General features: G+C 69.4%; 10 protein-coding genes. 7 read left to right on the top strand and 3 right to left on the bottom strand.

The genetic code is table 11. The annotated features are described in order from the left end of the window. Positions 1-37: 37 nt before the first annotated feature. The 3 genes from RHM57_RS14225 to RHM57_RS14215 form a co-directional block, all read right to left on the bottom strand. Positions 38-1,180 carry a MalY/PatB family protein gene (locus tag RHM57_RS14225; RefSeq protein WP_322188412.1) on the bottom strand — a complete coding sequence of 381 codons (1,143 nt, stop codon included), beginning with the start codon at positions 1,178-1,180 and terminating at the stop codon, positions 38-40. Positions 1,181-1,317: 137 nt separating this feature from the next. After that, positions 1,318-3,240 carry a clostripain-related cysteine peptidase gene (locus RHM57_RS14220; RefSeq protein WP_322188410.1) on the bottom strand — a complete coding sequence of 641 codons (1,923 nt, stop codon included), beginning with the start codon at positions 3,238-3,240 and terminating at the stop codon, positions 1,318-1,320. Positions 3,241-3,275: 35 nt separating this feature from the next. Continuing rightward, on the bottom strand, positions 3,276-3,968 hold the full coding sequence (locus RHM57_RS14215; protein WP_134449941.1) for a hypothetical protein: 693 nt from the start codon (positions 3,966-3,968) through the stop codon (positions 3,276-3,278). Positions 3,969-4,074: 106 nt separating this feature from the next. Between RHM57_RS14215 and RHM57_RS14210 the strand changes: the two genes are divergently transcribed. From RHM57_RS14210 to guaA, 7 genes are all read left to right on the top strand, one after another. Next, entirely contained in the window at positions 4,075-5,193 is a 1,119-nt protein-coding gene (locus RHM57_RS14210) for a GuaB3 family IMP dehydrogenase-related protein (protein ID WP_322188408.1), read from the top strand. A gap of 39 nt (positions 5,194-5,232) precedes the next feature. Then, on the top strand, positions 5,233-6,993 hold the full coding sequence (locus tag RHM57_RS14205; RefSeq protein WP_322188406.1) for a glycerol-3-phosphate dehydrogenase/oxidase: 1,761 nt from the start codon (positions 5,233-5,235) through the stop codon (positions 6,991-6,993). A 132-nt stretch (positions 6,994-7,125) separates the two neighbouring features. Continuing rightward, positions 7,126-7,653: a cation:proton antiporter regulatory subunit gene (locus RHM57_RS14200; protein WP_134449944.1), complete on the top strand. Its 528-nt coding sequence runs from the start codon at positions 7,126-7,128 to the stop codon at positions 7,651-7,653. Positions 7,654-7,656: 3 nt separating this feature from the next. Continuing rightward, positions 7,657-9,402: a cation:proton antiporter gene (locus RHM57_RS14195; RefSeq protein ID WP_194087900.1), complete on the top strand. Its 1,746-nt coding sequence runs from the start codon at positions 7,657-7,659 to the stop codon at positions 9,400-9,402. Then, positions 9,399-10,190: an SURF1 family cytochrome oxidase biogenesis protein gene (locus tag RHM57_RS14190; protein ID WP_322188404.1), complete on the top strand. Its 792-nt coding sequence runs from the start codon at positions 9,399-9,401 to the stop codon at positions 10,188-10,190. The genes RHM57_RS14195 and RHM57_RS14190 overlap by 4 nt, the downstream gene beginning before the upstream one ends. A 9-nt stretch (positions 10,191-10,199) precedes the next feature. Beyond that, positions 10,200-10,634: a DUF3817 domain-containing protein gene (locus tag RHM57_RS14185; protein WP_134449946.1), complete on the top strand. Its 435-nt coding sequence runs from the start codon at positions 10,200-10,202 to the stop codon at positions 10,632-10,634. Further along, the gene (guaA, locus tag RHM57_RS14180) at positions 10,631-12,250 is read left to right on the top strand and encodes a glutamine-hydrolyzing GMP synthase (RefSeq protein ID WP_134449947.1); all 1,620 of its coding nucleotides are present in this window, start codon (positions 10,631-10,633) and stop codon (positions 12,248-12,250) included. Before RHM57_RS14185 ends, guaA begins: the two co-directional genes overlap by 4 nt. The last annotated feature ends 107 nt before the right edge of the window (positions 12,251-12,357 follow it).

Raw genomic sequence — 12,357 nt, 5'->3', positions numbered from 1 at the left:
GGTCGCGCCGGCACACCCAGCCGGGTGCCGGTGCGGCTCAGGTCGCCGCGGCGATCCGCGAGACGGCCTCGCTGAGCACCTCGGGTGAGCAGCCGAAGTTGAGCCGGGCGAAACCGGCGCCCGGAGTGCCGAAGAGCAACCCGGGGAGCAGCGCGACCTTCGCCCGCTCGAGGGCGACCGCTGCCGGATCATCGCCCCAGCCGAGCGAGCGCAGGTCCAGCCAGGCCAGATAGCCCGCGCGCGGCTGCTCGTAGCCGACCCCGCCGAGATGCGCGTCGAGGAGCCCGGCCAGCAGTCCCCGGTTCGCCTGGAGCGCGGCGAGCGCGCCGTCGAGCCACGGGCCGCCGTCACGGAACGCCGTGGTGCTCGCGAGCAGCCCGAGGTGGCCGGTGCGCTCGCGGATGCCGGGCGGCAGGGCGGAGGTGAGCAGGCGCATCCGTTCGGAGGCGGTGACGATGAGAGCGCAGGTGAGCCCGGCGAGGTTCCAGGCCGTGCTCGCGCTCGTGACGCAGACGCCGTGCTGGGCCGCGGCAGGGGACACCGTGAGGTACGGGGTGAAACTCTCGGCGCTGTAGGCGAGCGGTGCGTTCACCTCGTCGCTGACCACGAAGGCCCCGTACCGGTCGGCGAGTTCGGCGAGGGCCGTGAGGTCCTCGATGCCGTGCGGGTGGCCGAGCGGGTTCTGCGGATTGCAGAGCAGTACGGCGCGGGCGCCCCGGCGGAGCGCGGCTTCGAGGCCGTCGAGGTCGAGCGTCCAGCCGGTCTGGCCGTGCAGGAGCGGCACGTCGACGACCCGGCCGCCCGCCTCGGGCACGAGGTCGAAGAACGGCGGGTAGACCGGGGGAGTGATCACGACCTCGTCGCCCGGCTCGAGGATCATCCGCAGCACCTCGACGACGGCCGAACCCACTTCGTTCGTCGCGACCACCTGCCCGGGGTCGACCGGCCAGCCCCAGCGGCGGGCGGCGAAGGCGGCGAACGCCTGGGCGAGCGGCTCAGCGGATGCCGCGTAGCCGGTGTCGCTCCGGCGCACGGCCTCGAACAGGGCGTCCCTGATCGGCTCGGCGAGCGGGTAGTCGAGTTCGGCGACGAAAAGGGGCAGCACGTCGTCGGGAAACGCCTGCCACTTGAGGCTCGTGCGTTCGCGCAACAGGGACAGCGGTTCGGCTTCAACGTCCATGACAGCAGCTTGCACCTCCTGTGCGGGCGGCGCACCCGTTGATTGCCTCGCTGAGGTGTCGCATATCGAGGTTCGCGGGCGCCACGAACGTCGATCTGCGACACCTCACGAAAGCGGGGGCGCGCGGGGCGCGCGGGTCAGGGGACGGTCGCGGTGCCGCTCGCGGTGGCGCTGTTGCCGCCGAAGTCGGTCACGGTCAGGTCGACCCGCAACCGGCTGCCCGAGGGGAGCCTGGCGAAGGCGTAGTGCAGGGCAGGGAGGTCGGCGTAGAGGCCGTAGTCGCTCGTGCCGACCCAGCTCTCGGTGCCGTCGCCCTGCACGTTGAGCCGCTCGGGCACGATGATGCCGTCCGGGTCCGCGGTGAGCTCGCCGTAGCTGCCGAGCCTGTCGTCGTAGGCGAAGTAGGTCTCGTTGAGGATGTCTCCGCTCGTGCCGTCGAGGGTGAGGCTCAGGAGCACGTCCTGGTAGGTCTCTCCCGCGACGTCACCGGGAGAGTAGTACGCCATCGGCACGTCGATCGTGACGGAGCCGGACCCCGACGTGGCAGTGCCCGTGTCGTCTCCGAGCTGCGCGTACGCGGGCGTCGTGTCGGTGCCGTCGGCCAGGGTGAGCTGGGTGAGGTCGTACCCGCCATGCACCAGGCCAGACCCGCCCGCGTCCACCGTCGCCGGCCGCTCGCCGAGGTAGGTGACCGAGCCGTCTGCCTCGATGAGGCCGTACCGGACGGATGCGCTCGCCGCGTTCCCGAGCCCGGCCGGGTCGAGCGCGGCGCTGATGCTCAGTCCGTCCGCGCCGAAGGAGACCTCGGCGTCACCCCCGGTGAACCGGGTCTTCTGGTCGCCGGGTATCGCACCGCCGGCGGCGTAATAAGAGGTCAGGAAGTCGAGCCAGCCACCTGCGGTGCCGAGTGCACGGTAGTCCTCTGCGAAATAGGCCTTCTGGGGCGGGAAGTAGATCGACAGACCGGTGGCGCCCGCGGTGGACTGGCCGTCGACCTTGTCGACCACCGCCGAACTGATCGCCCGTACGAGCGCATCGGCAGCGTCGGCTTCCGCGGTGTCGCCCTGCCCGATCTCGCCGGCGAGGAGGCCGAGGTCGGTCATGAACGAGTCCTCGGCCGGATCGGGGCTGCGCCCGAAGCCGAGGGTGCTCGCGAGGGTTCGGCCCACGACGGGAGCGAGACCGGCCCCGCGCCCGACCAGGCTGCTGCTGAACGAGGCGAGGGCGGCATCCACCGCCGGCAGCTTGCCGAGGTCGATCAGGGACAGGGTGATCTCGGCCGCGTCGCCCTCGGTTTCGGCCTGGGAGGAGAACCCCTGGATCAGCGCGGAGCCGAGCTCGTCGACGGTGGCGCCCGCGGCGGCCGTCTCGAGGGCCGTGTAGTTCCAGCCGTGACCCGGCTCGAGCTCCTGGGAGGCGAGCAGGCGATCCGCGCGCGGGGCCAGGGTGCTTGCGACCTCGTAGGTCGCCATCAGGCAGGCGTCGAAGCCGAGCAGGTCGAGCTTCGCCACACCGGCCGCGCTCAGGCCGCTGCCGATGGCGTCGTTCAGTTCGGCGAGGCTCAGCGAATCTCCGTCGGCCGATTCGTCACCGCCGACGCCCGGCCAGGATGCGCCGTGATCGGAGATGATCACGGCGTAGTGCTCTGCGGGGTATGCGCTGATGCCGCGGGTGATGAAGTCGGAGAGCACGGCGGGGTCGCCGGTGTCCACGGGGCCGAGGTCGTCCATCACCTCTGCGCCGCCGGGCAGGACGTGCAGGAGCTTCCCGCCGGTCCAGTCGGGCTGGCCGAGCACGGGTTCTGCGCTGTAGTCCGCCGAACGGTCGACGAGGGCGACGAGATTGAGTCCGTCGTGCGAGCCGACCTCGCCCATCTCGCCGAGGTCGGCCATCATGAACGGCTCGAGGTCGGTGTCGGCGATCGAGTATGTGAGCACGGTCCAGCTGCCGGCGGCCGGGCCGGCGCCGCTGTTCGGCTCGACCGGGCTGTCGGTCGTGCACGCGGCCAGGCCGACGACCAGGGCCAGTGCGGCCAGCGCCGCGACGGTCCTGCGTGTCACTCCTGCAGATTGTGCCGTTCGCACAGCTTGCCCCGCTACAGGCCGACGTAGGGGATCATCGCGGTCAGCGCGGCAGCGGCGAGGAAGATCACCACGCCGGTCGACATCAGCACGAGCTGCACCTTGAACTGGCGCACGAGGGCGGCGATGCCGAGCAGGAACAGCGAGATGGACATCAGCACGGTGTTGAGGGTGAGCCGGTCACTGAGGCTGTTGTACTCGTCGCCCTGGCTGATCGTCGCGACCGACTTCGCCTGCGTCTCGGAGTAGCCGCCGAAGAGGGTGCTCTGGTATTCCTCGTCGTCGAGCGGGCTGTGGTACACCGTGGCGTCGGCGGTGTTCTCGGCGTCGGCCCGGGCGATGGCCGCGGCGAAGTCCGTCGAGACCGCCTGGAAGGTCAGGGTGTCGTACTTGCCCGTCGCGTCGGCGGCGATCGCCGCATCCGTGCTGTCCTTCTCGATGTCGAGCTCGGCGAGGCGGTTCCAGACCTGGGTGTCCTCGAGGAATTGCTGGTTGGCCTCGAGATAGAGCGACTCCGCCTCGGTGGACTGCGTCGAACCCTTGGTGTACGCCCCGGCCATCTGGCTGTCGTAGAGCGCCGCCTGGAAGGAGGCATAGGCCGTTGCGATGGAGACGAGGCCGAGGAGGACCGCGATCACGAGCTCCAGGTTGCTGAACATCAGGTTGAGGCGAGGCTTCGCGGACTCGGTGGGCTTTTCGGACGACATCGGGTGCTCCTGGTGCATCGGGCAGGTTTGCGGGCCTCACCTGCGGGATTTGCGCCAGCCTAGCGGTTCATACCCTCCGGTTACGGGCTGCGCCTAAGCTGGGGGTATGGAAATCGAGATCGGCCGCTCCAAGCGCGCTCGCCGCGCGTACGCCTTTGACGACATCGCGGTTGTGCCCAGTCGGCGCACCCGCGATCCCGAAGACGTGAATGTCAGCTGGGCGATCGACGCGTATGAATTCGCGATCCCGTTCCTCGCAGCCCCGATGGACTCCGTAGTCTCCCCGACGACGGCGATCATGATGGGCCAGCTCGGCGGCATCGGCGTGCTCGACCTCGAGGGCCTCTGGACCCGCTACGACGACCCGGAACCGCTCCTCGCCGAGATCCGCGAACTTCCGGCCGACCGGGCGACCGCACGCATGCAGGAGATGTACTCCGAACCGATCAAGCCGGCCCTCGTCACCGAGCGGCTCGCCCAGATCCGCGCCGCCGGGGTCACCGTCGCCGGAGCGCTCTCCCCGCAGCGCACCCAGGAACTCTACGAAACCGTCGTCGCCGCAGGCGTCGACCTCTTCGTCATCCGCGGCACCACGGTGTCCGCCGAGCACGTCTCGCTCAACCAGGAGCCGCTCAACCTCAAGAAGTTCATCTACGAGCTCGACGTACCCGTCATCGTCGGCGGTGCGGCCACATACACGGCGGCCCTGCACCTGATGCGCACCGGCGCTGCCGGCGTGCTCGTCGGCTTCGGCGGCGGCGCGGCGTCGACCACCCGGGCCTCGCTCGGCATCCACGCCCCGATGGCCACGGCCGTCGCCGACGTCGCCGGCGCTCGCCGCGACTACCTCGACGAATCCGGCGGACGCTACGTGCACGTCATCGCCGACGGCGGCCTGAGCACCTCCGGTGACATCGTCAAGGCGCTCGCCTGCGGCGCGGACGCCGTCATGCTCGGCACCACCCTGGCCAGGGCGACGGATGCCCCCGGCGGCGGATTCCACTGGGGCGCCGAGGTGCACCACCCGCAGCTGCCCCGCGGCAAGCGGGTCGAGGTCGGCACCGTCGCCCCGCTCGAGACCATCCTGTACGGCCCGACGCCGATCGCCGACGGCACCGCCAACCTCGTCGGCGCCCTGCGCCGGTCGATGGCGACCACCGGTTATTCGACCCTCAAGGAATTCCAGCGCGTCGAGGTGGTTGTCGCGCCGTACCGAACGAACTAGCGTCGAGGTACGCACCACCACCTCGATGGGAGTACGCACATGGCAACAGGGAATTCGGTCACGCGGTCGAACAAGCTGGGACCGGCGGAACGCGCCGCGGCCATTGAGAGGCTGAAATCCAAGGAGGTCGACATCCTCGTCGTCGGCGGCGGGATCGTCGGCGCGGGCAGCGCCCTCGACGCCGTCACCCGCGGACTGAGCGTCGGCATTCTCGAGGCGCGAGACTGGGCCAGCGGAACGTCGAGCCGGTCGTCCAAGCTCGTGCACGGCGGCATCCGCTATCTCGAGCAGCTCGATTTCCGCCTCGTTCGGGAAGCGCTCACGGAGCGCGGACTGCTCCTGCAGCGGATCGCCCCGCACCTGGTCAAGCCCGTGCGCTTCCTGTACCCGTTGAAGAAGCGGGTCACCGAGCGCTTCTATGTGGGTGCGGGCATGCTGCTCTACGACATCTTCTCGTACACCGGTGGCCGGCCGCCCGGCGTCCCTCACCACCGGCACCTGTCCAAGCGCCAGGTGATGGGCATGATCCCGAGCCTCGACGCCGACGCGACGGTCGGCGGTATCACCTACTACGACGCGCAGGTCGATGACGCCCTGTACACGGCGTCGCTCGTGCGCACCGCCTCGTTCTACGGCGCCCACGCGGCGAGCCGGGTGCGGGTCGAGGGCTTCATCAAGGTCGGCGAGCGGGTCGTGGGCGTGCGCGCGCACGACCTCGAGACCGGCGAACGCTTCGAGGTGCGCGCGAAGCAGGTCGTCAACGCGACAGGCGTCTGGACCGACGACACCCAGCGGATGGTCGGCGAACGCGGCACCTTCAAGGTGCGCGCGAGCAAGGGCATCCACCTCGTCGTGCCGCGTGACCGGTTCCAGTCGGCGATGGGGCTGCTGCTGCGCACGGAGAAGAGCGTGCTCTTCGTGATCCCGTGGGGCAGGCACTGGCTCATCGGCACCACCGACACCGACTGGCACCTCGACAAGGCGCACCCCGCGGCGACGGCCGCCGACATCGACTACCTGCTCGAGCACGTCAATTCGGTGCTGCGGGTGCCGCTGACCCGCGAGGACGTCGAGGGCGTCTACGCAGGTCTCCGGCCGCTGCTCGCCGGGGAGTCGGAGCAGACCTCGAAACTGTCCCGCGAACACCTGGTCGGGCACTCCGTTCCCGGTCTCGTCGTGATCGCCGGCGGCAAGTGGACCACATACCGGATCATGGCGAAGGACGCCATCGACGCGGCCGTTGACGCCCTCGACGGGAAGATCGCCCCGTCAACGACGCACGAGATCCCGCTGCTCGGTGCGGAGGGGTACAAGGCCGCGTGGAACAAGCGCACCCGCATCGCGACGGCATTCGCGCTGCACACCGTGCGGGTCGAGCACCTGCTCAACCGGTACGGTACCCTCACCGACGAGCTGCTCGACCTCATCCGGGAGAGCCCTGAGCTGATCGAGCCGCTCCCGGGAGCCGACGACTACATCCAGGCCGAGGTCGTGTACGCGGCCGGCCACCTGGGCGCCCTCCACCTCGAGGACGTCCTGGCCCGGCGCACCCGCATCTCGATCGAGGCCTGGGATCGCGGGGTCTCCGCGGCGCCGGTCGCGGCCAAGCTGATGGCCGGCGTGCTCGGCTGGGACGCCGAACGCGAGGAACGCGAGGTCGCGGTCTACCTCAAGCGCGTCGCCGCGGAACGCGCCTCCCAGCTCGAACCCGACGACGAGTCCGCCGACCGGGTGCGCCTCGAGGCTCCCGATATCGTCCTGACCGAGCGCTCGGCGATGGGCGACTCCGTCACGCACTGACACAGGCGATACCACCACCGGGCGGATGCCGGGCGCACGTCGTGCGCCCGGCATCCGACTGTGCCCGGCCGGGTGACGGGCGGCTTCGATAGACTAGGGCCCACTTGCCCATAATCTTCAGGAGTCGTAACCATGGTTGACGTTCGGCGGGTCAAGCTTCCCGGAGTGGGTGTGCTGCACACCTTCATCACCGATGACGGCGGCAAGGTCGGCGTCATCGCCCACCGCTCCGGGCACAGCGACCTCATCACCTTCGCGGACGACGAGGGCGGTCCAGACGCGAGCAAGGTCTCCCTCCGCCTCAACGAAGACGAGGCGCACACCCTCGCCGAACTCCTCGGCGGCACCCAGATCACCGAGTCGCTCACCGCGCTCGACCAGATCCCCGGTCTCAGCATCGACTGGTTCACGGTCGACTACGAGGATCACATCGCCGGCCAGACCCTCGGCAACCCCGCCGACCGCGGCATCGCCGGCCTCACGGTCGTCGCCGTCGTGCGCGGCGAGTCCGCCAACCCGGCACCGGCCCAGGACTTCCGGGTCTTCCCCGGCGACACCCTCGTCGTCGCAGGATCCCCGGAGAAGGTCGCCAAGGCCTTCACGTTCTTCCGCACCGGTGAACTCAAGGCCAAGACCGTCGACGCGCCCCCCGGGGGCTAACCAATGAACCTTGGCACGGACCTGATCACACTCGGCATCCTGCTGGTCGTGGCTTATGTGCTCGGGCGCGCCGCAAAACTGATCGGCCTGCCGTCCATCCCGATCTACATGATCGTCGGCCTGCTCGCGAGCCCGTACACCCACTGGTTCCCGCTCGACTTCCACTCCGCAGACATCGAGCTCATCGCCGTCTTCGGGCTCATCCTGCTCCTGTTCAGCCTCGGCCTCGAGTTCGACCAGGAGGAGTTCTTCAACGACGCCGGGAAACTGCTGCTCTCCGGCGGCTCATACGTCGTGATCAACATGGGCATCGGGTTCGCCTTCGGCATGATGGTCGGCTGGGGCACCCGCGAGGCCCTCGTCATCGCCGGCATGACCGGCACGTCCTCGAGCGCGATCATCACCAAACTCCTGATCGAGCTGCGCCGGCTCGCCAACAAGGAGACGCCGATGATCCTCGGCGTGACCGTGGTCGGCGACATCTTCATCGCGGTGTACCTGTCGATCGTCTCGGTCGTGCTGAGCGGCAAGACCGAGATCTGGCCGATCGTGCTGCAACTGAGCATCGCGTTCCTCTTCCTCGTCGTGATGTTCTCGCTCGCCCGGTGGGGCGGACGGGTCGTGTCCCGCCTGGTCCGCACCAAGGACGACGAACTCTTCACGATCCTGTTCTTCGGGCTTGCCGTGCTCTTCGCCGGCATCGGCGAGATCATCGGGGTGACGGATGCGATCGGCGCGTTCCTGATCGGTGTCGTCCTCGGCGCGAGCACATACCGCACCCGGCTCGAACGTGTCGCCGTCCCGTTGCGGGACATCTTCGCCGCCTTCTTCTTCCTCAACTTCGGCCTCGCGCTGCACATCAATGAGTTCGGTTCCGTCATCCTCGTGGTGCTCGCGGCGGTTGTGATGACCTTCGTGCTCAACCTGATCTCGGGGATGCTGCTGGCCCGGTTGCACTCGATGGGAATCTCCGAGGGGCTCAACGCCGCCGCGATCCTGGTGAACCGCGGAGAGTTCACGCTCATCCTCGCGACCCTCTCTGTCGGAGCGGGCCTGAACGGGCTACTCCAGCCGTTCGCGGGACTCTACGTGCTCACCATGGCCATCCTCGGTCCGCTCTTCGCCGCTAATTCCGAGAGGCTCGGCGCCCTGCTGCCCGGACGCCGCCGGAAGCGCGCGGGCGTCCGGCCCGACCGCGACCCGATGCACGCCGAGGAGTTCCGGCTCGTCGACGCGGCGACAGCGGGCGCGCTGAGCGACCAGGACGCGCAGCGCGCCGCCGCCCACCTCGGCGACCAGCCGCTGCCTTCATCACGGCCGGAGCCGCGGAAGCGCACGGACCACGACCGCCGCGCCGACCACGACGAACGGGCGGAACAGGCCGAACGCGGCGAATACGTCAAGCACGTGGTGGATGACGGCATCGACGAACTCGACGGGCCGACACCGCTGCCGGCCTCAGTCCGACCGAACACGGCCCCGCGCCCGAGCGCACGCGTGAACCCAGACCCAGACCCAGATGCCGATGACGAGACGCAGGCGCACGCACCTGCCGACGTGCATGTTCCTGCCGACTCGCACCCCGCCGCCGCCCCGGAATCGGACCGGGATTCCGGCGTCGATTCCGGTCAGGCCGCAGAGGCCGACGCAGACGCCGACCCGATGGCCGACTACGCCAAACGACTTTCGCGCACTCGCGCCCAGAGGGACAAGCCGGCACCCGACGCCGGGACAGGTGACTACCAATGATCCGCATGATGCTCCGCCCCCGCTGGATTCTCGCGCTCCTGCTCGCCCTCGCCGTCGCGGCCGGCTTCGCGGCGCTCGGGCGCTGGCAGCTCGAACGCGCCGTCGCATCCGGTGTGGTCGTCGAGAAGACCACCGAGACCGTGAAACCCCTCGCCGACGTCGTGACTCCCGGAGGCGCCCCGCGTGACGCGGCGACCGGCCAGCTCGTCACCGTCGACGGCAGTTACGTACCCGGCGACGAGCAGCTGATCAGCGACCGGTCCAACGACGGCGCCTCCGGCTACTGGGTCGTGAGCCACTTCATCGTCGGTGCGGCCGGCAGCGGAAGCAGCGCGGGCGCGAGCATCGCGGTCGCCCGCGGCTGGGCTCCGGACGAGGCGACAGCCCGGTCGACGATGGAAGGCCTCGCGTCGGCCCCGGCCAACCAGGTCGTCACCCTGGCCGGCCGGTTCCTCCCGACCGAAGCCCCCGTCGTTCCCGCAGACGGCCGTGACCCGCACGGCATGACGACCGTGTCCACCGCGGCCCTGATCAACCTCTGGGCCGGCTTCGACGGCACAGCGGTCTACCCGGGCTACATCGTCGACGGGACCGCGGCATCCGGTCTCACGGGAATCGATTCGCCGGCACCGCTCACGGATGCCTCCCTCAACTGGCTGAACATCTTCTACGCCATCGAGTGGGTCGTCTTCGCCGGCTTCGCCGTGTTCCTCTGGTACCGCCTCGTCCGGGACGCCTGGGAGCGCGAGGAGGAGCTCCGCGAGGAAGCGGCGATATCCGCCGGTTAGAATTGGCGCATGCCACTCGAACCCAAACGCGCTGATATCCCCAGCATCCCGGGGGCGTTGAAGCTCTACCAGACGTCCTCGATCATCACCGGCGTCTTCCTGCTGCTGCTCTGCGCCGAGGTCATCCTCAAGTTCGGCTTCCAGTACGAGCTCGAGCTCGGCGGCCCGTACGGGCTGCTCGTCCCGCGCGACACCGTCACCGCGTTCAATCTGAGCACCGCGATCCTGATCATGCACGGCTGGTTCTACGTGTTGTACCTGTTCGCGGACTTCCGGCTCTGGAGCCTGATGCGCTGGCCGTTCAGCCGGTTCCTGCTGATCGCCCTCGGCGGCGTGATCCCCACCCTGTCCTTCTTCCTCGAGGGCCGCGTCGCCCGCGAGGTCCGCGCCTGGCTTTCCGCCAGGGCACTTTCCGACGCCGAGGGTGCGGAGGCCCGTTCATGACTGCAGTTGCCGACCCGACCGTGGTCGTGACTCCGACGGAGGCGTCCGGCATCGACCGACCCGTGCTCGTGGTGGACTTCGGCGCCCAGTACGCCCAGCTGATCGCGCGCCGCGTGCGCGAGGCATCCGTCTACTCGGAGATCGTCGCACACTCGATCACCGCTGCGGAGGTCGCCGCGAAGAACCCGGTCGGGATCGTGCTGAGCGGAGGACCCTCGAGTGTCTACGCCGAGGGCGCCCCGACCTTCGACCCCGCGATCTTCGACCTCGGTATTCCCGTGCTCGGCATCTGCTACGGCTTCCAGGTGATGGCGACCGCCCTCGGCGGCGAGGTCGCCCACACCGGGCTCAGCGAATACGGGTCGACCCCCGTGACGGTCGCGAGCGGCGACAACGTCCTCCTCGCCGGGCAGCCGAACGAGCAGACCGTGTGGATGAGCCACGGTGACTCCGTCTCCCGCGCCCCTGCCGGCTTCGCGGTGCTCGCCTCGACCGGCTCGACCCCGGTCGCCGCGTTCGCGAACGACGAGCGCCGCCTCTACGGCGTGCAGTGGCACCCCGAGGTCAAGCACACCGAATTCGGCCAGGACGTGCTCGAGAACTTCCTGCACCGCGCCGCCGGGATTCCCGCCGACTGGAACAGCGGCAACGTCATCGCCGAACAGGTCGCGAAGATCCGCGCCCAGGTCGGCACCGGCAAGGTCATCTGCGGGCTCTCCGGCGGCGTCGACTCCGCCGTGGCCGCGGCGCTCGTGCACAAGGCCATCGGCGACCAGCTCGTCTGCGTCTTCGTCGACCACGGCCTGCTCCGCCAGGACGAACGCCGCCAGGTCGAGGAAGACTACGTCAAGGCCACCGGCGTGCGCCTCGTCACCGTGGACGTACGCGAGCAGTTCCTCGCCGCGCTCGAGGGTGTCAGCGACCCGGAGACCAAGCGCAAGATCATCGGCCGCGAATTCATCCGCACCTTCGAGCAGGCCCAGGCCGAACTCATCAGGGAGGCCGCGGAGAAGGACGGCGACCCGATCCGCTTCCTCGTCCAGGGCACCCTGTACCCAGACGTCGTCGAGTCCGGCGGCGGCAGCGGCACCGCGAACATCAAGAGCCACCACAACGTCGGCGGCCTGCCGGAAGACCTGAAGTTCGAGCTCGTCGAACCGCTCCGCACCCTGTTCAAGGACGAGGTGCGTGCGATCGGCGCCGAACTGGGTCTGCCGCCCGAGATCGTGCAGCGCCAGCCGTTCCCCGGTCCAGGCCTGGGCATCCGCATCGTCGGTTCGATCACTTTCGAACGGCTCGAACTGCTGCGGCACGCGGATGCGATCGTGCGCGCCGAGCTGACCGCCGCCGGCCTCGACGGGGTCATCTGGCAGTGCCCGGTCGTGCTGCTCGCGGATGTCCGTTCCGTCGGCGTCCAGGGCGACGGCCGTACGTACGGTCACCCGATCGTGCTGCGCCCGGTCTCCTCTGAGGACGCGATGACGGCCGACTGGACCCGCCTGCCGTACGACCTGCTCGCCCGCATCTCCAACCGCATCACGAACGAAGTGGATGGCGTCAACCGCGTCGTTCTCGACGTCACGTCGAAGCCGCCGGGAACCATCGAGTGGGAGTGAGCGCTCCCCGCTGAGCGACTCCCGCTGCAGCACGAAAGAAGCACCCTCGTCGTCGAGACGAGGGTGCTTCTTTCGTAACCGGGCGAAGGCGGTGCGTTTCCGGTGCG

Source organism: Cryobacterium sp. 10S3 (assembly GCF_034344045.1).
GTDB lineage: Bacteria > Actinomycetota > Actinomycetes > Actinomycetales > Microbacteriaceae > Cryobacterium > Cryobacterium glucosi.
This window is presented reverse-complemented; position numbering and strand designations above follow the sequence as displayed.

Bases quoted from the DNA above. Each gene is read 5' to 3' on its own strand.
- RHM57_RS14225 (WP_322188412.1), bottom strand. From the start codon at position 1,180: ATGGACGTTGAAGCCGAACCGCTGTCCCTGTTGCGCGAACGCACGAGC.
- RHM57_RS14215 (WP_134449941.1), bottom strand. From the start codon at position 3,968: ATGTCGTCCGAAAAGCCCACCGAGTCCGCGAAGCCTCGCCTCAACCTG.
- RHM57_RS14210 (WP_322188408.1), top strand. From the start codon at position 4,075: ATGGAAATCGAGATCGGCCGCTCCAAGCGCGCTCGCCGCGCGTACGCC.
- RHM57_RS14205 (WP_322188406.1), top strand. From the start codon at position 5,233: ATGGCAACAGGGAATTCGGTCACGCGGTCGAACAAGCTGGGACCGGCG.
- RHM57_RS14200 (WP_134449944.1), top strand. From the start codon at position 7,126: ATGGTTGACGTTCGGCGGGTCAAGCTTCCCGGAGTGGGTGTGCTGCAC.
- RHM57_RS14195 (WP_194087900.1), top strand. From the start codon at position 7,657: ATGAACCTTGGCACGGACCTGATCACACTCGGCATCCTGCTGGTCGTG.
- RHM57_RS14190 (WP_322188404.1), top strand. From the start codon at position 9,399: ATGATCCGCATGATGCTCCGCCCCCGCTGGATTCTCGCGCTCCTGCTC.
- RHM57_RS14185 (WP_134449946.1), top strand. From the start codon at position 10,200: ATGCCACTCGAACCCAAACGCGCTGATATCCCCAGCATCCCGGGGGCG.
- guaA (WP_134449947.1), top strand. From the start codon at position 10,631: ATGACTGCAGTTGCCGACCCGACCGTGGTCGTGACTCCGACGGAGGCG.